The sequence below is a fragment of the Rhodophyticola porphyridii genome, assembly GCF_003688285.1.
GTDB lineage: Bacteria > Pseudomonadota > Alphaproteobacteria > Rhodobacterales > Rhodobacteraceae > Rhodophyticola > Rhodophyticola porphyridii.
In genome coordinates, this window is sequence record NZ_RCNT01000004.1 from 1 (window position 1) to 20100 (window position 20100).

The 20100-nt window shown below is 62.6% G+C and carries 19 protein-coding genes and 2 pseudogenes; 4 read left to right on the forward strand and 17 right to left on the reverse strand.

Translation table 11 applies throughout. The features are described from left to right. Positions 1-108, forward strand: a pseudogene (locus tag D9R08_RS08860) (IS5/IS1182 family transposase); the annotation flags it as partial. 238 nt (positions 109-346) lie between these two features. Here the strand turns inward: D9R08_RS08860 and D9R08_RS19620 are convergent. From D9R08_RS19620 to D9R08_RS08895, 7 genes and pseudogenes are all read right to left on the reverse strand, one after another. Further along, on the reverse strand, positions 347-535 hold the full coding sequence (locus tag D9R08_RS19620) for a papain fold toxin domain-containing protein (RefSeq protein ID WP_158598962.1): 189 nt from the start codon (positions 533-535) through the stop codon (positions 347-349). 96 nt (positions 536-631) lie between these two features. Continuing rightward, complete coding sequence (locus tag D9R08_RS19210) at positions 632-1333, reverse strand: RHS repeat-associated core domain-containing protein (protein ID WP_199709308.1); 702 nt, start codon at positions 1331-1333, stop codon at positions 632-634. A gap of 128 nt (positions 1334-1461) precedes the next feature. Further along, positions 1462-4758 (reverse strand): error-prone DNA polymerase, encoded by a 3297-nt coding sequence (locus D9R08_RS08875; protein ID WP_121897707.1) that lies wholly within the window; start codon positions 4756-4758, stop codon positions 1462-1464. Further along, positions 4755-6209, reverse strand: a complete 1455-nt coding sequence (locus D9R08_RS08880) for a Y-family DNA polymerase (RefSeq protein ID WP_121897708.1) — start codon at positions 6207-6209, stop codon at positions 4755-4757. The genes D9R08_RS08875 and D9R08_RS08880 overlap by 4 nt, the downstream gene beginning before the upstream one ends. Then, the gene (locus D9R08_RS08885) at positions 6124-6711 is read right to left on the reverse strand and encodes an ImuA family protein (protein ID WP_121897709.1); all 588 of its coding nucleotides are present in this window, start codon (positions 6709-6711) and stop codon (positions 6124-6126) included. Before D9R08_RS08885 ends, D9R08_RS08880 begins: the two co-directional genes overlap by 86 nt. A gap of 68 nt (positions 6712-6779) precedes the next feature. Beyond that, positions 6780-7250, reverse strand: a pseudogene (locus tag D9R08_RS08890) (tyrosine-type recombinase/integrase). A gap of 327 nt (positions 7251-7577) precedes the next feature. Continuing rightward, positions 7578-7934, reverse strand: a complete 357-nt coding sequence (locus D9R08_RS08895) for a VOC family protein (RefSeq protein WP_121897710.1) — start codon at positions 7932-7934, stop codon at positions 7578-7580. 411 nt (positions 7935-8345) lie between these two features. Between D9R08_RS08895 and D9R08_RS08900 the strand changes: the two genes are divergently transcribed. Further along, on the forward strand, positions 8346-9050 hold the full coding sequence (locus D9R08_RS08900) for a helix-turn-helix transcriptional regulator (protein ID WP_121897711.1): 705 nt from the start codon (positions 8346-8348) through the stop codon (positions 9048-9050). 428 nt (positions 9051-9478) lie between these two features. On the opposite strand, the gene D9R08_RS08905 is transcribed toward D9R08_RS08900, so the two are convergent. From D9R08_RS08905 to speB, 9 genes are all read right to left on the reverse strand, one after another. After that, positions 9479-10867, reverse strand: a complete 1389-nt coding sequence (locus D9R08_RS08905) for an alpha,alpha-trehalose-phosphate synthase (UDP-forming) (protein WP_233557374.1) — start codon at positions 10865-10867, stop codon at positions 9479-9481. Further along, a complete protein-coding gene (otsB, locus tag D9R08_RS08910; RefSeq protein ID WP_158598963.1) occupies positions 10852-11571 on the reverse strand; it encodes a trehalose-phosphatase in 720 nt (239 codons plus the stop codon). The genes D9R08_RS08905 and otsB overlap by 16 nt, the downstream gene beginning before the upstream one ends. A 97-nt stretch (positions 11572-11668) precedes the next feature. Further along, complete coding sequence (locus D9R08_RS08915; RefSeq protein ID WP_121897713.1) at positions 11669-12166, reverse strand: holin family protein; 498 nt, start codon at positions 12164-12166, stop codon at positions 11669-11671. Then, the gene (locus tag D9R08_RS08920) at positions 12157-12768 is read right to left on the reverse strand and encodes a holin-associated N-acetylmuramidase (protein WP_121897977.1); all 612 of its coding nucleotides are present in this window, start codon (positions 12766-12768) and stop codon (positions 12157-12159) included. The genes D9R08_RS08915 and D9R08_RS08920 overlap by 10 nt, the downstream gene beginning before the upstream one ends. Positions 12769-12910: 142 nt before the next feature. Next, positions 12911-13357: a cytochrome c maturation protein CcmE gene (ccmE, locus tag D9R08_RS08925; RefSeq protein WP_121897714.1), complete on the reverse strand. Its 447-nt coding sequence runs from the start codon at positions 13355-13357 to the stop codon at positions 12911-12913. Between the two features lie 16 nt (positions 13358-13373). Then, positions 13374-14402 carry an N-acetyl-gamma-glutamyl-phosphate reductase gene (gene argC, locus D9R08_RS08930; protein WP_121897715.1) on the reverse strand — a complete coding sequence of 343 codons (1029 nt, stop codon included), beginning with the start codon at positions 14400-14402 and terminating at the stop codon, positions 13374-13376. A gap of 139 nt (positions 14403-14541) precedes the next feature. Beyond that, positions 14542-15357, reverse strand: a complete 816-nt coding sequence (locus D9R08_RS08935) for a glutamate racemase (RefSeq protein ID WP_121897716.1) — start codon at positions 15355-15357, stop codon at positions 14542-14544. Positions 15358-15364: 7 nt separating this feature from the next. Further along, positions 15365-16279 (reverse strand): lysophospholipid acyltransferase family protein, encoded by a 915-nt coding sequence (locus tag D9R08_RS08940; RefSeq protein WP_121897717.1) that lies wholly within the window; start codon positions 16277-16279, stop codon positions 15365-15367. A gap of 86 nt (positions 16280-16365) precedes the next feature. Continuing rightward, positions 16366-17328: an agmatinase gene (gene speB, locus D9R08_RS08945; RefSeq protein ID WP_121897718.1), complete on the reverse strand. Its 963-nt coding sequence runs from the start codon at positions 17326-17328 to the stop codon at positions 16366-16368. 132 nt (positions 17329-17460) lie between these two features. Between speB and D9R08_RS08950 the strand changes: the two genes are divergently transcribed. Beyond that, positions 17461-17967 (forward strand): flavin reductase family protein, encoded by a 507-nt coding sequence (locus tag D9R08_RS08950; RefSeq protein WP_121897978.1) that lies wholly within the window; start codon positions 17461-17463, stop codon positions 17965-17967. 66 nt (positions 17968-18033) lie between these two features. Here D9R08_RS08950 and D9R08_RS08955 read toward each other — a convergent pair whose 3' ends face one another. Then, complete coding sequence (locus D9R08_RS08955; RefSeq protein ID WP_121897719.1) at positions 18034-19197, reverse strand: M20 aminoacylase family protein; 1164 nt, start codon at positions 19195-19197, stop codon at positions 18034-18036. Between the two features lie 64 nt (positions 19198-19261). Between D9R08_RS08955 and mazG the strand changes: the two genes are divergently transcribed. Next, complete coding sequence (gene mazG / locus D9R08_RS08960) at positions 19262-20080, forward strand: nucleoside triphosphate pyrophosphohydrolase (protein WP_121897720.1); 819 nt, start codon at positions 19262-19264, stop codon at positions 20078-20080. Positions 20081-20100: the final 20 nt, after the last annotated feature.

Consider the following 20100-nt stretch of genomic DNA (forward strand, 5'->3'; position numbering starts at 1 on the left):
TTCGGCAGGCTCAAGGATTGGAGACGCGTGGCAACCCGCTACGACCGATGCCCGAAGGTCTTCCTGTCAGCCATCGCTCTCGCCGCACTCGTCATTTACTGGCTATGAGTCCTGACCCTAGCATTGCCCAACCTTTTGCTGACCTATTTTGACCCAACTCATCTTCGACAAATCTGTTGAAGTCGCGAAAGAAAGCGTCAGCGAACGCATCATTGTCAGGCGAAAACTTCCGATGTGCGTTCCAGCCTACTAGGAACAAAAAAAGCGCATCAATTGATCTACTCCCAATCACATTCGCAGGGCGAACTTTAAGAAGTTGCAAAGTCTCGTATAGGTTAAGCATACGCTACCTTATTTCAATATCGATACCTGGGTAGCCCTCCCCGATATCTATTCGCCAAGAACCAGCAGGCAGTCCGCCAGGAAAGTTGTTGTCGAAAATAGTGTCGCCAACCTGCACCGCCTCATGAACACCTGTTTTCGATACTATCCCCAACTGTTCTGATTCTAGAAACGGAGCAATGCGATTGCGCACGTAGACTTCATCGAAGTCAATACCTGCTTCACGAAGCCTCTCTCAATTCACGAGCAAAATCATGGCATTGGAATGGTTGCGCCGCGCATTGGGCTGCTAGATCGCGCGCGATATCAGCTGGATTCGGTGGCTCATTCTCAGGTTGCTGACCACCATCTCCACCATCTCCACCGTCACCATCGCCGCCCGGATCATCCGTTCCGTCCCCATCACCCCATCCGCCTGATTGAGCACCGCGTCCAACGCAGTATAGCTGGTCATGTAGCTGGCGATCGCAGTGGCCACGCCCAGCACTCCCATGCCGATGTTTCTGATGGCATTGGCGTCCATCGCGCGGGTTCCGGCACTCAAAACGCTCCCGTCCACTGCCATCAACCCGCTCGGATCCGTCCAGTTGTTGGGATCGTTCTCCACATAGGCGTAGAGGTTCAGGTCGCCGCTCGCGAAGCCGATGGGATCGCGCTGCAGGAACTGGCCGGTGAGCGGGTCATAGGCCCGCGCGCGGTAGTGGATCAGTCCCGTCAGCGCATCGTGCTCGCGGGAGGTGAAGCCGTAGCGGACCTCCTCCGTCCCCTGCACAAGTGTCCGCTGCCCGAAGCTGTCGTAGTCGTACTCCGCCGCCACCGCCCCGGTCGCAACCGACATCGCCAAGATCACCGAGCCCAGGCGGTTGCGGAACAGCTCCAGCGCCGTGCCGGAGGCACGCTTTTCTATCTTGGAAGCAGACCCTGGCGCAGGCGCAGCGAAATGGCGCACCGTCCCGCAGAGTTTGAGTTCGACATAACACGGATTTTGCATTCATGACGAATGTCAGCAATGCGGGCTGCGGGTGCAGCATCTCGGCTATGTGATAAACGGTAGCTTCGGGCCGAGCACTCCGAACCTGTGGCCTCCAAGGTTGCTCACCCCACCCTCTTTTTAAGGCCTCAATGGAAATCGCGGCTCGGGAACAGGCGTTTGGCCTGCTCGCGGGGATGGTGAGCTGTGGGGCGCGGACGGGGCGTGTCGTCGGCTTGTGGCATGGTAATGCCCACCGCGCCATCAAGCGGGTGGCCAAGATCCGAGAGGCGCTGCGAGAGGTCGTCGATCCGTTCGGCAATGAGATGCACAACGATCCCCTCGCGTTCAAGCCGCCCCGTCACGCGCAAGAGCCGCCCGCCCATCACCGCGCGGCGGAATCGCTCGTAGATCTTTGGCCAGACCACGATATTCGACACGCCGGTTTCATCCTCCAGCGTGAGAAATATCACCCCCGAAGCAGTGCCGGGGCGCTGGCGCGTGATGACTAGGCCACAAACAGATGTGCGTTTGAGGGGGGCGGTGACAAGCTGATCGTGGCAGGTCAGACCGGGGATGGAGGGGCGCAACAGTTCCATTGGATGCGCGCGCAGGGTCAGGCGCATCGCGACGTAATCCTCGACCACCTCTTCGCCCAGGTGCATGGCTGGCAGGGTAACGGCAGGCTCGCGCAACCCCTCCCCATCCAGCGGATCGGCAAAAAGCGGCAGCGGTGCGGGGGCGCGAATGGCCCGCACCGCCCAAAGGGCCGCCCGCCGCGTCAAGCTCTGGCCGGTAAAGGCATCGGCTTCGGCCAGCCGCTCAAGCGTGGCGGGCGCGATACCCGCACGCAGCCACAGGCTCTCGGGATCGGGGTAGCCATTGCCACGCGCCGCTACGATCCAGCCCGCATCCTCTGCGCGAAACCCCTTGATCTGCCGGAACCCGAGCCGCAGCGCGTGTCCACCGTCAGCGCGGCGTTCAAGCGTATTGTCCCACTCCGAGCAGTTCACGCAAATGGGCCGAACCTCCACCCCATGTTCGCGCGCATCGCGCACGATCTGCGCAGGCGCATAAAACCCCATCGGTTGGCTGTTGAGCAATGCGCAGGCAAAGACCGCCGGATGATGACATTTAAGCCAGGACGACACATAGGTCAGCATCGCGAATGCGGCGGCGTGGCTTTCTGGGAAACCGTAATCGGCGAAGCCCTCGATCTGGGCGAAACAGGCCTCAGCCAGCGCCTGCGTATAGCCGTTGGCCAGCATTCCCGCCACAAAGCGGTCGCGATGCGCGCCGATCGTGCCCATACGCCGGAAAGAGGCAAGCGAGCGGCGGAGCTGGTCGGCCTCTTCCGCCGAATAGCCCGCGCCCACCACGGCGATCTGCATCGCCTGTTCCTGAAACAGCGGCACTCCGAGGGTCTTGGCCGTGACCGCGGCCAGCGCGGGGCCGAAGGGCTCGGGCGCTTCCAGCCCCTGTCGACGGCGGATATAGGGCTTGACCATGCCGCCCTGAATGGGACCAGGGCGCACGATGGCGACCTCGATCACAAGATCGTAGAAGGTGGCGGGCTTCATCCGGGGCAGGAAGTTCATCTGCGCACGGCTTTCGACCTGAAACACGCCGACCGCATCGGCGCGTTGCAGCATGTCATAGGTGGCTGTGTCCTCTTGAGGCACGCTGTCGAGGGTGAGCCGCGGGCCTTCATGAGCCTCCAGCAGATCGAAGCTCTTGCGTAGGCAGGTGAGCATTCCAAGGCTCAGGATGTCGACCTTGAGAATGCCAAGCGCATCGATGTCGTCCTTGTCCCATTCGATGCAGGTGCGCCCCTCCATCGCGGCATTTTCGATCGGGCACAGCGCGTCTAGCCGCCCGCGCGTGATGATGAAGCCTCCGACATGTTGGCTTAGGTGGCGCGGAAAGCCGATGATTTCGCGGATGAGGCGGATCGTCAGCGACAGCCGTGGATCCTCGGGGTTGAGGCCCATCTCGCGCATCCGAACGGGATCGGCCCCCTTGTTCGACATGCCCCAGATCTGGCCGGAAAGGGCTGCGGTCACATCGGCCGACAGACCCATCACCTTGCCCACCTCACGGATGGCGGAGCGGGTGCGGAAATGGATCACGGTGGCGCAAAGCCCCGCCCGCTCGCGGCCGTATTTTTCGTAGATCCATTGGATCACCTCCTCGCGCCGTTCGTGCTCGAAATCGACGTCGATATCGGGCGGTTCGCCGCGATGGCGCGAAAGGAAACGCTCGAACACCATGCCGATCATGTCGGGCGATACATCCGTGATGCCAAGCAGGTAGCACAGGATCGAATTGGCGGCCGAACCACGCCCCTGACACAAGATGTCGCGCGAACGGGCCTCGGCCACGATGTCGTAGACGGTCAGAAAATAGGGCGCGTAGCCGAGTTCCGCGACCAGCTCGAGTTCCTTCGACATCAGCTTGTAGACCCGCTCCGAAGCGCCCTGAGGATAGCGTTGCGTCAACCCCTCGCGCGCCAGCCGGTCGAGCCGCACCTGAGGAGCTTCGCCCTCGGTGCTTTCGTCGGGATATTCGTAGCTGAGCTCCGACAGGTCAAAACTGCACCGCGCGGCGATCTCCAACGTGCGCCGCAGCGCTGCCGGATGATTGCAGAAAAGCCGCGCCATATCGGGCCTGCCCTTTAGCCGCCGCTCGGCATTGGGCAGTGCGCGGGTGCCGATGGCGTCAATCGTGATCCCCTCGCGCAGACAGGTCAGCACATCGGCAAGCGGGCGGCGCGCGGCGCGGTGCATCAGCACATCGCCCAACGCGACCATGGGGGTGGAACATCGCAACGCCAGAGCCGCACAGGCAGAAAACCACGCCTGATCGGAGCCGTCATAGCGCGGTGCCGCCCCCAGAAACACATGACCCGGATAGCGCCGTGCAAGGCGCTGGAGAGGGGCTTGCGCCTTGTCCAGCGCGGGTGGCATGGCAATCAGAATCATGCCCTTACAGCCCGCCTCCAGATCTGCCAGATCAAAGTGACATTCAGCCTTGCCTGCGCGACGTTTACCAAGGGTCAAAAGCTGTGAAAGGCGTTCATAGGCGTCGCGGTCGGTGGGCAGCGCGACCCACTCGACCGGGCAATCGCGCAGCACAAGGCGCGCCCCCACGATCAGTTTGGGGAGCCCGTTACCACTGGGGCGATGCAGCGTTTCGGGAGGGGCGGTTTCTCGCTGCGAACTGAGGTCGCGCTGCTGCGTGGAGCGTATCGGTACGCCTGCCTGCGCCTCTTTGCGCAAGCTGCGTAAAGCCGACCACGCCCGCATCACGCCAGCCAGCGAGTTCCGGTCGGTGATGGCGATGGCCGCAAGCCCAAGTTCCGCGGCGCGCAGCACGAGTTCCTCAGGATGCGACGCGCCGGTGAGAAAGGTGAAATTCGAGGTCACGCAAAGCTCGGCATAGCTCATGCGAATTCCCCCTGCACGAACCAGCCGGGGTTTTGCGGCGTATAAAACAGCCACAGCCGCCGCCCCTCGCATGTGTCGATCTTCCAGTAATCGCGCAGTCCCCTGCGCCATGCCTCGTCGGGCAACCACCACTCGGGGGCGATCCGCTCGGGGCCAGTGGCGCGCTCGGTGGTCAGGTCCATACGCCGCCAGCGGAAGCGTTCTGGCGGGGTGGGACCGGCGGCAAGGATCGGTTCGGGCGTGAACAGCCGGATCGGGCGCGGGCGCGCCGCATGAAAGCCGCTCTGCGGCTCGCTGAATGCGGCGGGCGCGATCAGAAAGCTGCGCTCGGGAATATGGCTGTCGGCGGGTAAAAACCGCTGGATGTTTTCAAGTCCGATCCGTGTACCTATGCGAGTGATCAGGTCCGCCAATTGCTCCGGGCGGTTGGCCTGGTTGCCCATTTGCTGCACGGGTGAGTGTTCGACCTGCGTCGCCTCCAGCCGGATCTGGTCGATGCCAAAGCCGGCATCCACCTCGGATACGCCTCGCTGGAAAAGCGGCAGAATGCGCGCGGGCTCGCGCATCGGCGCGGCAAGGCGCAGTTCAACCTGCTGGCTTGCCTGATCGACGCGGCGCAGCGTGAGGCATAACTGTCGCGCGCCCATTTCCTGCGCGGCGAGCTTGGCGCAGAGAGACGAAAGCAAGCGCTCGGTTGCCGCCATCACATCGGCCTCAAGGCCGATGGGCTCCGGCAGGCTCAGGCGCACGCTGAACTGCGGCGGCTCGACCTCGGGGGTCACAGGTTCGGGCTGGGCGCCAAGGGCTTGATCGAGCCGCAGGAGAAGATCGGGGCCGAAACGGCGCGCCAACGGCGCGCGGGGACTTGTCGCGAGCTCACCGATAGAGCCCAGGCCCAGACGTTGCAGCGCGGTGACGGTCTCGGGCGCAAGGCGCAGCGCGGCCACGGGAAGCGCAAACAGCGCTTCCTCTATGCCGCCAAAATGCGCGAGCGCCCATGCGGCCCCCCGCGTGCTCGCCGCTGCCAGCCGCACCGAGAGATGCGCCCGCTCCAACCGTGTGCGCATATCGGTCAGCATCGCCGCCTCGCCGCCCCAAAGGTGTGCCGATCCCGTGATGTCGAGCACCAGACCATCGGTGTCCTCGACCCCCACCCAGGGGCAGAACCGTTCCGCCCACCGTCGGAGGCTGCGCTGAAACCGCGCATCGCGGCGCGGATCGGCGGGACGGCTGATCAGATCTGGGCAAAAGCTGCGTGCATCGGCCATGCGCATCCCACGATGCAGACCTGCGCGCTCGGCGGCGGTGTTCAGGCAGTGGATCAGCTCGGTGCTGCCCGCCCGCGCAGCAATGACAAAGGGCGCCTCACTCGGGTCTCTGCGCAGAACCCGGTCGCTCGCCAACCGGGGGAACCACATGCAAACGATGCGTCTGTGCGTTCCAGAAAACATGCAATCCGCCAGTTGTTCCTGATTTGTTCTTAATAATTTCCCACCGCATCAGAGTCGAGTCATCTCGCGCCGGATCATAGACTGGCCCGGCCCGCCAGCGCGTTTCAGTCGCGTTCGAGCCCATGCCCTCTGGAATGATACACAGCCCCGTCGTCTGGCCCGCGCGTGCCGCAAGCTGCAACCGCCGCCCTTCGCGCAGATAGAGGGGGCGCGTCACCTCAAGCACGACAACAGGAAGGCTGCCGTCTTTGAGCGCCTCTTCGGCAACCGCCAGAGTGTCGATCTGATTTTGCGTTCTGGCCAGCAACAGGTTGGCAGGTTCGATGAACGGCATCATACCCTCAGGGATCAGCATATCCACAAGCCACGCTTCCTGAACCCAAAGCGCCCGCGCTCCCGCAACCGCCGCGGCAATGGCAGCAAACCCCGTCGAGGCAGCGCCGCAGACCTCATGCACGCGCCCCGCGCGCAGGGGAAAGAATGAAGGCAGATGAAGCGACATCCCCGAAACCTATCGCATTGTCGGGCGGTTTCAAATGGCTCCCGCGAGTCGTGAGTCATCTCAACGCTCTACAGATCCATGGCTTCAGCAATGGCCAGCGCATCTTCCAGATCGACGCCCGGATACCGCACCGTCTATCCATCCTTGTATGGCCAAATAGCAGTTGCACAGCCCGCAGGCTCACGGTTTGCGATATATCTGAGCGACCTTGGTGCATCGCATGGAATGCGTACCATAAGCGCTTGGTTCCAGCCCGATTGACAACACCCAATCGCGCACATACGCGCATATTGCCGTGTCGAGATGTGCAGCCGTTCATGAAAACGACCCGGCCAGAGATGCTCTAACCCAATCACAAACGGGTCCTCTAACCGCCGGCGCAAAAACTCACGTATCCCTTTGGTGATCTCAAACCAGACCGGCTTTCTTGGTTTGCTTTGCATGATCGAGGCGTACTGCTTCACCTGACCCGCAGCAAAAACGTCTGCGACCTTGAGCCTGACGAGATCGCAGCCCCGCAGCTTGCAGTCGATTGCCATATTGAAGAGCGCCAGATCACGCGGCTTCGCATCAATCTCAAGCTGGACACGGATCGCCCGGATATGTTTGGCCAGCAAAGGACGCTTCTGGTCGATAATTCACCCCTTGATCAAGACGGGGCGACGGGCACGAATGGCCAGTAAGTTTTCTATATGCATGAAGGTTCCTCCGATCCGCCACGCCCGGCCACAACGTCAACATGCGTCGACGTATCAACCTACCACAGCAGCGGCCAGCACCGTGAATACAGGAGGCCATCAGACGTTGATGATCTGCGCAGATACCATAGAGCAGCCGAACTTGATGAACGCCGGCAAATGGCAGGCCTAGTCAGACAGGCACAGCTTGTTCCTATCCAAGTCCCTGACATAGGCGGAAAAGCGGGGGCCGCGTTGTTTCGGCTCGCCCTCGCATGTGCCGCCGAGGCGGATCGCCAAGGCGTGAAGTCTTTTGACCTCTTCGGGTGACCCAACACAGAAACCAACCATGGTTCCGTTGCCGTTGGTGGCGGGTTTCTCATCGAACGGGATAGCGGTCGCGAACGCAAAGTCGGTGCCAAGCCAATAAGTCATTCTATCGGTCGGTGAGATGCGGTTCACAGCTGATTGCGCAAAGAGTTGGTCATAGAACGGCATGGCGGCGTCCATATCGTTTGTCCCGACAACGAAATAGTTCATCTTCATGGTGCGTATCCCTTATGAATAGGCGTTTGGTTGAGTTTCCACGGTCGGCGTCATTGGCCCGTAGGCCTGAAGAACTCGATCAATTGGCCTTTAGGATTGGTGGTATTGAGCAAATGGAGCAGCGGCCTTGTCACATCGGTGGGGCGACGGTATCGAGCAGATTGCGATAGAAGGCTTCGGACCCTTCCATATTGTCGACAGTGACATAGGCGCTACGGCCGAGACCGGCGCAGATACTGGTTGTACCACCGTCTCGGCTGCCAGACTCATCGGCGGCAAAACAGCGATGGCAGTATTGGGTCCCATGATCTGATCTCCGTTCCGGTGGCTTTCTTTCTTCTATCGTCGCTATGCTGACAGCGTGGTGTCAGCATGCTGTCATTATGAACGCGATCGTTGAAAGGGGACCCCATGCGACGTGGTGACAGGCTGTTTGAGGTCATCGAGATACTGAGGCGCGCCAAGGCACCTATCTCGGCCCAGGCCATCGGAGCCGAACTGGGTGTTACCAAGCGCACGGTCTATCGCGACGTCGCGGCGCTGATCGGCCAGGGCGTGCCCATCAACGGCGAGGCCGGGGTTGGCTATGTCCTTGAACCCGGGTTTCACATGCCGCCGCTGATGTTGACCCCCGACGAAATTGAGGCGGTCATGCTCGGCAGCCTGTGGGCGCAAACACGGGGTGAGCCCGAACTGGCGCTGGCCGCCGAAAAGCTCATCACCAAGCTGGAAGCCGTCGCGCCCGAGAGGTACCGGATCTCATTCCTGGAACCGGTGGTCAGTGTCGAGCCGGTCAATCCGCCAAAAGAGGTGCTTGGTGCGTCTTCCATTCGCCTCGCCATTCGGCGCCGCAAAAAGATTGCCCTGACCTACGCAGATCACTTCGGTCAGAAAACGTCCCGGGTGATCTGGCCCATCATGCTTGGCTACAGGGACACGAGCCGCATTATCGCCGCTTGGTGCGAGCTGCGCGAGGGGTTTCGCTATTTCCGAACCGAGCGGATCGTCAAGGCCGAGGTGCTGGATGTTCCCATCCCGCGTCGGATGGACCTCCTGCGTGCCGAGTTGCGCGACGCCACCAACGCTGCACGGAAGCGCTATGAAAATGGGCTATGAAACGAGGTTCTGCTCGCAACGCGGCCCTTTATTGGCTGCACTAACTCGCGCGATGTCACGCCTGTGCCTTGCGATAGCTGGTTGGTGTCGTCCCAAACCGCCCATTTCTGCTACATTTTTTGTTGCGCAATCCGCAACACACGAAAATCCCGCGTCCAGCAAATTCAAACACTTAAGCATAAGATATTAAACACATTTCGGACTGTCTCTCCGCCACTTCTCTTTGACTGCATTCGGAAATCTGAAAATTCGCCGAGTTTAGCAAAAACCTGCCATCGCAATCAGGTTGGTTTTTCGCCGTCTTCCGGCCCCGGAGAATACCCGCAGGGACGCAAACGGTCTGACCTGCCGGCATCAATGCGACAGTTGGGATTAGGACCGTCACATTGCCGGAGGCAGAATGCGGCATCGAATTGCCGCATGTCGGGCTATTCCAAGCCGCGCGGCACCCCCCTCAGCGCCGCCAGATACTTCCGCGACCACCAGGTGATATCCTGCGTGAGCAGCCCCTCCATCAGCGCCTCGTGCCGCGCGCGGCGCTCGCCCTTGGGCATCTTCAGGGCCCGCGCGAGCGCCTCGGCGACCTGATCCAGATCGAACGGGTTCACCAAGAGCGCATCTTCCATCTGTTCGGCCGCCCCCGCGAAATCGGACAGAACCAGGACGCCCGGATCTTCGGTGTTCTGTGCGGCCACGTACTCCTTGGCCACGAGGTTCATACCATCGGCGAGCGGCGTGACCAGACCGACGGCCGCCTGCCGGTAAAGCCCCGCCAGCCGAGCCCTTGGCACCGCGCGGTGGATATACCGGATCGGGGTCCAGGTCAGATCGGCATAGGCGCCGTTGATCTGGCCCGAAAGCTGTTCCAGCTCGCTGCGGATATCCTGATAGGCTGCCACCTCTTCGCGCGTGGGGGGCGCGATCTGGAGCAGGCTGACCAATCCGTTCAACTCGGGATGAACCTCAAGAAGGCGCCTGAAAGCTTTGAAACGATTGGGGATTCCCTTTGAGTAATCGAGCCTGTCAACGCCGATGATCAGCCGCTCACCAGGTTCCAGCGGAACCCGCGGCTGCACTTCGAACGCCTTGGCCGCTTCCCGCGCGAAGGCGGCCGCATCGATACCGATCGGAAAGCTTCTGGCCTCCACCCGCTGCTCGCCCAGTTTCGCCGATCCGTCCGGCATCAGTTCCACATCCGGGCGCGACCGGAAAGCTTCCAGCAGCCGGGCCACATCGCGCCGCGCCTGAAGGCCCACCAGATCGTAAGCCGCAAGCCAGCCTATGAATTCCTCCGAATTGGGCAGTGCCATGATGTCGTAGAGCGCCGGGAACGGAATGTGCAGGAAAAAGCCGATCCGGTTGCTGACCCCCGTGGCCCGCAAGGCCTGCGCCAGCGGCAGAAGGTGATAGTCCTGCACCCAGATCACATCGTCCCGATGAACGACGCCGGCCAGCATCTGGGCCAGCCGTGCATTGACCGCGCGATAATCCGCGAGGAACCGGCTGCGGGTCTCCATCAGGTCCGCGCGCCCGTGAAACAGCGGCCAGAGCACAGAGTTCGAGTAGCCCAGATAGTAATGCTCGTATTCGGTCTTGGTCAGATCGAAGCTCAGCCGGTCGAACGGAAGCCCCGGATGGCTGTCGAACCGGGTTTTCGGGGTCTCGCTCTGGCGCCCCGACGTGCCGACCCAGATGCCGCCGGCCTCGTCGAACGCATCCCTCAAGGCCACCACCAGCCCGCCGGACGGATTGGGCCCGAGCGGGAGCCGGTTCGACACCACGACCAGTCGGCCCTTGCCCATCACGCCCTGCCCCATGTGCTGAGAACCTGCCGCACCCGGGACGGGTCCGCGAGACGGTGACGGGCGGCGGTCCTGCCGGACCCCACCTTAACCGAAACGCCCCCCCGCCGATTGGCGAGGGCAAAGGCGGGCTCATCGGTCAGATCGTCGCCGAACACCACCGGTTTTCGTCCGCGAAAGGGCGGCTCCGTCAGCAATGCGGCAACAGCCTGCCCCTTGCCGACGCCGTCGGGCCGCAATTCGATCAGCTGCTTGGACGGGTGCAAATGAAATCCGGGCGCGTCCTCGGCTATTCCGGACATCGCGTGCCCGGCCTTTTCGGCAAGCGACGGATCGGCGCGGTAATGCAGACCCACGGCAACCGGTTTGACCTCCACCAGAAAGCCCGGCGCAGTCCGGGCCACATCCGTCACCCGCTCGATTGCGCGGTCCAGAACGGTGCGATCGATATCGAGCCGCTCTACCCGCCCGCGCCGCCAGAGCCGTTCGGCCCCATGACTGCCGATCATCGGCACCACAAGGCCGGGGAGCATGCCCACCAGATCGGCGATCGCGCGGCCGGACACCAATGCCAGCGCACCGCCCGCGCGCCGGTGCAACCTGTTCAGGAGCGCCACAAGCCCGACCGGGACCACGACCGCATCGGGCTGGCGCGCAAGCGCAACAAGGCAGCCGTCGAAATCTAGGAAATAGGCCGCGCGGGCCGGGTGTGGGGGCATGGATAAGATCGGTCTTTGTCGCTGGATCGCAAGTCGTGGGGCCGTTCGATCAAGAGGTATCATACCCGCCTGCGGTGCACCACCGGCCCCGGGGCGATCATCTCTGGCGGCGCACGGCGTCGTTCCGCCATGCCGACAAGGCCGGGTTCTCATCCCGCACCGGATGCAGCATCGGCTCGAAGCTCGGCTCGGGCGCGCGCGGGCTGCGGAAGTAATGCAGTTCCCGAGCGCCGAAATAGAAGCTGACAATCGCGCCCAATAGCCACCATAGCGGCTCCGGCACCTCGGCAAGACCGACCATCCGCTCCGCAAAGCTGAACGGGTCGATCATCGCGTATATGAACAAGCCGAGCGTCCCGAGCGCCAGCATCGGGCGGGGCAACCGGTTCAGCCCGTTCACGAAACGGTCGAACAGACCCGGCCGCACGTATTGAAACTCTTCCGAATGACTGTCGAGAGCCGCGCGGTGCGCCTCCGCGCTCAACTCCATCCGCCGGGTGGCATTGGGCACAAAGACTTCCGCCACGCCTTCGGCGGCCTCCCCAAGGGCGCGCGCGGCCGCCGCGCCGCCAATGGCCCGACGGATCAATCCCATGCCGCCACCCGCGCCCGATGTTCCGCGGCACTCAGATGATAGCGGGGCGAGATGAACTCCTCAGCCCGGGTGATCCAGCCCCCTTTGCCACCATCGCGCCTGCGGGCATATTTGCGGCTGGCGGGCCGATGATCGGCCAGCCGGTAGTAATAATTCCGGCGGGCAATTCCATAGGCATCCACCAGATGCTCGGGCGCGTCCCGCTCTGCGGCGAAGGCGGCGCGTATGGTCTGCGGCCCGATCACCCCGTCAACGACAATATCGAGCCCCATGTCGCGCAGCAATCGTTGCAGGAGCGTCACCGCGTTCGACCCCGCATTGACATACATGTCGAACACCGTTGCATGCAGCGCCTCGGGCAGCATGTCGATAGACGGCCGCTCGAAATAGTGCTCAACGAAGATGTCACGGGCCTGGTCGCGGTTCAGCGCCCGCACATCCTCGACCGAGACTTCGCCATCGCCGGTCAGATCCAGCCCAAGACGCCGCATCGTATGTATGGTGACGCCGAAATTCGTGGCGCCGCCCGGGTCATCCGGATCATTCACAAAGCCGCCTTCGCGGTCGAGGATTTCGGATGCAATCTGGTGAACCGACTGCATGGGTTCGCCCTCCATGCTCAGTGGTTCAACTGAGCTGAGGTAAACACAAAATTCCTAAAACTTGATTAAAAGCTGCCCGCGGAGTCCGTTTCGGCATCGCAGCCGGGCCTCACACGGCAGAAAACGCGCGCCTTCGACGCGGTCAGCTTGATCCCGGATCTCGGTAGACACCCTGGTCCTGCAATGCCTCGATCACCTCGGCAGGCATGTAGGTCTCGTCATGACGCGCGAGGATCTCGGTCGCCTGAAACACGCCATCCACATAGGATCCGGTGCCGACCATCCCCTCGCCCTCGCCGAAAAGGTCTGGCAGAACTCCGGTATAGGCTACCGCGACCGAGGCACCGCCATCTGTCACGTTGAAGGTGATCGTTTCACCCTGTCCGCGGACCAGCGTGCCCTCCTCGACCAGCCCGCCGATGCGGAACACCTCTTCGGGCGGCGGGGGCGCCGCCACCACGTCGGATGGCGGGCGGAAGAAATTGATCCCGTCGCGAAATCCGTAGCCGATAAGTGCGGCCGCCCCGGCCAGGCAGACCGTCGCCAGCATGATCACCTGAATACGGCGTTGTTTTTTCAGGCCTCTCATGGCCTCATCCTCCGTTTCACGGAAACAGCGGCGCCATGGTCAGGCCCGTCGTCTCCTCGATCCCCAGCATCAGATTGGCGTTCTGTGTCGCCTGCCCCGAGGATCCCTTGGTCAGATTGTCGAGCGCCACAAAGACCTGTGCCCGCCCCTCTCGCCGATCCGCCGCCACACCGACATGAACATAATTGGAGCCTCGCACGTCATGTGTCGAGGGGGCTGCGCCAAAAGGCAGCATCTGAATGAAGGGTTCCCCGGCATAGGCCGCGCTCAATGTGTCGTAAACGGTCTGCCCGTCGCCCCTGACATAGACGGTGGCGAGGATGCCCCGGTTCATCGGCGCGAGGTGGGGCGTGAACTGAACCTCTACGGGTCGTCCGGCCAACTTGCTGAATTCCTGGTCGAATTCTCCCAGATGCCGATGGGTGCCACCGATCGCATAGGCATTCGTACCTTCGGACAGTTCCGCGTGAAGCAGGTTTTCCTTCAGGCTCCGCCCCGCGCCAGATACGCCGGTGATCAGGTTGATGATGATCTCGTCGACATCGATCACCGAAGCCTTGATCAGCGGCACCAGTGCATATTGCCCCGTGGCCGCGTTGCAGCCAGTGCCGGCCACCAAACGGGCGCGACGGATCTGATCGCGGTAGAACTCGGTCAGGCCATAGACCGCCTCGGCCTGCAACTCCGGCGCGTCATGGGGTTTGCCGTACCATTTCCGATAGGCGTCCGCATCGCGGAGCCTGAAATCAGCTGACAGATCTACAACTTTAAGGTCAGACGGCAACGCTCTGATAACGCTTTGCGACGTGGCATGTGGCAAGGCGCAGAACGCCAAGTCTATCCCGCCGAAATCGACCTCATCGATCCTTTGGAGGAGAGGCAGGTCCAGATGCCGCAGGAACGGGAACACCTCCGCCATCGCCATTCCGGCCTTGCGGTCGCCGGTCAAGGTCTTGATCTCCATGTCGGGATGGGTGGAGAGCACCCGGACAAGCTCCGCCCCGGTATAGCCCGACGCTCCGAGGATCGCGATGGAATGGGTCATGGTTCTCGCCTCGCAAGTCTGCCTGCGCGGCTTAGGCGAAATGCGGAGAGGTTTCAAATCAAGATCGCTACTGAAACCTCACCAATCTTCATGGATGCCGGTCGCGCTTCCGTATCATGGGGGCTCACCGTCGCGCAGGTCATTCCGCAGGTTGGAACGGGATTTCACGCCGCAGAAACCGCGTGGCCTTCGCGCCCACCGTCTTGGGGTTACCGGTGGTCAGAAACCTGCTCTCCACCCCCGCTCCAAGCTTGTCAGGATGCCGGTCCAGATAGTCGGCGAGGCTCTCCGCCACCAGATTGGCCTGGGAATAGACGGCAACATCGGGCCCGAGCGCGTCGCGAAAAATCTCTTCCATGATCGGATAATGGGTACAGCCCAGGATCGCCGCTTGCGGCTTTGGCATCCGCCGTTGCAGCGCCTCTACATGGGAGCGCACCAGGGCCTCGGCCAGGATCATGTCGCCATCCTCGATCGCATCCACAACCCCGCCGCAAGGCTGAGCTTCAACGTCTACCCCTATGGCACGAAACGCCAATTCCCGCTGAAAGGCGCGGCTGGACACCGTTGCCGGGGTCGCAAACAGAGCCACATGCTTCACCGCCACTTCGCGCGGCGGAGAGTTGTCACCCCAATTGCGTTCGGTCAGCGCCTCGATCAGGGGCACGAACACGCCAAGTACGCGTTTGTCCGCCGGCACCCAGCCCTCCTGCATCCGGCGAAGCGCCGCCGCACTGGCTGTATTGCAGGCAAGGATCACCAGATCGCAGCCCGCATTGAACAGTTGCTGCACGCCTGCGGTCGTCAGGTTGTAGATATCGTCGGCGTCGCGCACGCCATAGGGGGTATGCGCATTGTCGCCGAAATAGACAAACGGCACCTCCGGCAGCCGTTTGCTCGCCGCGTCCAGAACGGTCAGGCCGCCCAATCCGCTGTCGAAAATCCCGACTGCCATCTGTTTGTCAGTACCTTTCCCGGGGACCGTCCCGATGCCGTTCCTCGAACTCGAACCCGATCTCGTTCGGGTTCAGAGGATTCGGGCTCAATCCATAGGTCGCTTCGCGCAGGAAATCCATCATTGCCCGGGTATCTTTTGCGAAAGGCTGCAGATCCGAGCGCGGGATCGGCGCGCCGATAGCCACACGCACCGGCGTGTTGATGCGTGCCCGGAACTCCTTGATGAGCATACCCATCCGCAAGGTCGAATGCAGATGGCTCATCAACTGGAACAGGCGCGAGTTGTGGCCCTCGAAAAAGATCGGCACCACCGCGGCGTCGGATTTGGCGATCATCCGGGCGGTGAACCCGCGCCAGTTCGGATCCATCGGCTGGCCGAAGGGTTTGCTGGCGGTGGACACGGTGCCGCCGGGGAAAATGCCGATGATCCCGCCTTCTGCCAGATACCGAAGCGCGGTCCTGCGCGTCTCGATATTGAGCTGCACCGCCTCCCTGCTCTCCTCGAAGGAGATCGGCAGGATGACCCGGTCCAGATCCTCGGCCTTGCGAAACACGCGATGGGCGAGAATACGGAAGTCGCCGCGCGCCTGACTGAGGATATGACCCATCATCAGCCCGTCGAGAATGCCGTAGGGATGGTTGGCGATCGCCACCACCGGCCCTTGGGCCGGGATGTTGGACAGGCTGCCGCCCACGATCTCCAGCTCCAGCCCGTAGCGGTGAACCATGACTTCCCAGAAATCCCGGCCCTGCCGGACGTCCTCGTCATAGCCTTCGGCCAGCCTGATCAGGCCAAGCCGTCCGGTGGCGTTTTCAAGGACGCGGATCATCGCGCGCCCGCCGCGTGACGCGGCGGAGGACGCGTAACTGATCTCCCGCGCGACGTGGCGGGATCGGGATGATTTCTGCCGTCCAGTCATGGTGCCGTCACGTCAGCTTCTGGATTTGGCTCTGCAATAGGCCGGGGCAGCGATTCTTTCCAGAGCTTTGGCGCGAGGCCGGGTACTCACCGCCGGGTCCAACCCCAAAGACACAGAAGTTCCATCGCCACATGAGCCGCCGCAACCGCGGTGACCCCGCCGGTATCGAAGGGCGGGGAGACCTCCACCACATCCCCGCCCACCAGATCGACGCCCGCAAGGTCGCGCAGGAAAATCGCCGCCTGCCCCGACGACAGCCCACCCCAGACGGGTGTTCCCGTGCCGGGCGCGAAGGCCGGGTCGAGCCCGTCGATATCGAAGCTCAGATAAACCGGTGCGTCGCCCACAACCGCCTTCACCCGCGCCGCCGCGGCTGCCGGCCCACGCTCATGGATCTGCCGGGCGTCGATGATCTCGATGCCCAGATTGTCCTCCACCACAGTCCGGATACCCACATGAACGGACCGGGCGACATCGATCAGCCCCTCGCGAACCGCCGTGTAGCAAAACGTGCCGTGGTCGATCCGGACCGGATCGTCATCGGGCCAGGTATCGGTGTGTGCGTCGACCTGCACCAGGGCCAGGGGGCCGTATCTGTCCGCATGGGCGCGCAGGATCGGCAAGGTGATCGAATGGTCGCCGCCAAGGGTGATCGCCGCGGCTCCCGCCTCCAGAATGGCGGCGATATGGGTCTTCACCAGATCCGGAAAACCGGGCGTATGGGCATAATCGAAAGCCATATCCCCGTAATCCGCGATGGCCAGCGCCTCCAGCGGCGAATAGCCGTCCCACCCATAGGGCGGATCGAAGACCTGCAGGCTCGACGCCTCCCGGATCGCGCGCGGGCCAAGGCGAGTGCCGGGCCGGTTCGTCACCGCCTGATCGAAGGGGATGCCGGTGATCGCCACATCGACGCCGGTCAGATCCTTGGTATAGCGGCGGCGCATGAAGCTGGGGACGCCGCCGAAGGCGTTCTCGAAGCTCAGCCCTTTCAGATCCGGCCGCGTGATCGCCTGATCCACCTGCTTTTTTGCGTCTTCCAGTGCCATATCACCTCCTCAACTTCACCCCATCTGGCAAGCGGCGCGGCAAAAATACAAGCTGCAATAATGATATCCGGCGGCTTGCACCTATGTGTCAGCCGGGGCATGCAGAAGCCCGAACCTTGGCGGGAGGGCCAGATGAGCGATCCAGACACATTGCGCGACAGTTTCGTCGAAGGCATGAGCCGCGCCGCCGCTTCGGTCAGCGTCGTCACCACCGACGGGCCCGCGGGCCGGGCCGGCGTCACCGTGTCCGCGATGACGTCGATCTCGGCAGACGGGGACCAGCCGACCATGCTGGCCTGTGTGAATGCATCCTCCAGTGCGCTGCCGCCGATCCTGCAAAACGGATGTTTCTGCATCAACGTGCTTCGGATCGATCAGAATGACGTGTCGGATATCTTCTCCAGCCGCCTGCCCGCACCCGGCGGGGACAAGTTCAACTGTGTGGAGATCACCGCCATGCCATCGGGCGCGCCCCGTCTGGTGGAAGCACTGGTCAGCTTCGACTGTACGCTGATATCGGCGGAAAAGCACGGCACCCACCACATCTGCATCGGGGCGGTGAACAAGGTCGTCACCGCGCCCGAAGGCAGCCCCCTGCTCTATGGCATGCGCCGTTACCTGCGCGCCGAGAAACACTAGGCGTCGCCGCGCGGCGCAGGCATCTCGCCGATGCCGGGCCAGCGCAAAACGGCGGGAAAAACCAGATCACTCCACCGGCTGAGCCGTTTCCACAAGACGGGCAAAGAAGCTGGCCCCGATCGGCGCGATCTCATCGTTGAACTCGTATTCCGGGTGATGCAGCCCGGCACTCTCCCCCTGTCCCAGGAACAGATAGGCCCCGGGACGTTCCTGCAGCATATAGGCGAAATCTTCGGCTCCCATCTCGCGACCGGCCGCGGCATCCACGTTGTCCTCGCCCACGACAAGTGCTGCCACAAGCGCCGCGAACTCCGCCGCACCCGCGTCATTGACCGTGGCGGGGTAACCGATCTGGTAATCAAGCCGCGCGGAGACGTCATAGGCCGCCGCCTGCCCCGCCACGATCTGCTCCATCCGGCGCATCACCATGGCCTGTACGTCCGGGTTGAAGGTTCGGACCGTGCCGCAGATATAGGCCTCTGCCGGAACGATGTTTTCGGCGGTTCCGGTGTGGATCTGGGTCACCGAAATCACCAGATCTTCGATGGCATAATGATTGCGCGACACGATCGTCTGGATCGCGGAGACGATTCCCACCGCCGCGACGACCGGGTCCTTGGTTTCATGGGGCATGGCCCCATGGCCGCCATGACCCGTTATCACAATCTCGAACGTATCCACCGCCGCCATGATCGGGCCGGGTGTGGTGACCATCTTGCCCTCGGGCAGACCCGGGGCGTTGTGCAGCGCATAGACCTGGTCAATATCGAAACGCTCCATGATGCCGTCGTCGCACATCACCTTGGCACCGCCGCCGCCCTCCTCCGCCGGTTGAAAGATCAGCGCGACACGGCCGGCGAAATTGCGCGTCTCGGCCAGGTACTTCGCCGCACCCAGCAACATCGCCGTGTGCCCGTCATGACCGCAGGCATGCATTTTTCCTGCGTTGACCGAGGCATGAGCAAGGCCCGTGGCCTCCATAATGGGAAGGGCATCCATATCGGCGCGCAGCCCGATGGTCGGGCCGGTGCCCTGCCCTTCGATAATCGCCACCAGCCCGCTGCTGGCGATGCCTTCATGGATTTCCGAGATCCCGAACTCCCGCAGCCGCTCCGCCACGAAAGCTGCCGTCTGGTGGCATTCGAACTGCAATTCCGGGTTCTGGTGCAGATGCCGCCTCCAGGCGGTCATTTCGTCGGCAAAACCCGCAATGCGGTTGATGACGGCCATGAACTTCCCCCCTTGATGCCCGCGTGCAACCCGGAAACAGTGTCGCAAAACCCGCGAGGCCGCAATGCGCGATGACAGCGACACCCTGATCCACGACCCCAACGGCGGCATGCCGCGCCTGCTGGCGATCATGCGCCGCCTTCGGGACCCCGACACCGGCTGCCCTTGGGATATCGAACAGACCTTTTCGACCATCGCCCCCTACACGATCGAAGAGGCCTATGAGGTCGCCGACGCAATCGAACGGGAAGCCTGGGACGAGTTGAAGGGCGAACTGGGCGATCTGCTGCTACAGGTCGTCTATCATGCCGAGATCGGCGCCGAGCGCGGGCTTTTCGATTTCCCCTCCATTGCCGATGCAATCTCGGACAAGATGGTGGCGCGCCATCCCCATGTCTTCGGGGCCGAAAGCCGCGAGAAATCGGCCGCAGAGCAAACCCGCGATTGGGAAACGATCAAGGCCGCGGAGCGGGCCGAACGCGCCCGCAGCGGCGTGCTGGACGATGTGGCGCTGAACCTGCCTGCCCTGATGCGGGCTGAAAAACTGCAAAAGCGCGCGGCCCGTGTCGGGTTTGACTGGCCCGGGGTCGACGAGGTTCTTGCCAAGATTACCGAGGAAGCCCGTGAGCTGGCCGAGGCGCGCACCCATCTGACCGCGCAAAAGGTGGCCGAGGAGATGGGTGATCTGCTGTTCGTGATGGCCAATCTCGCCCGCCATCTCCAAGTGGACCCCGAGGAGGCCCTAAGGTCCGCCAATCGCAAGTTCACCCGCCGCTTCGCCTATATCGAGGCGCAATTGGCCAGATCTGACAGACATCCGGAGGACAGCGATCTGGCCGAAATGGATGCGCTCTGGGACCGGGCCAAGGCGGAAGGGCTGTGATCCCAGCCTCGGACGCATGT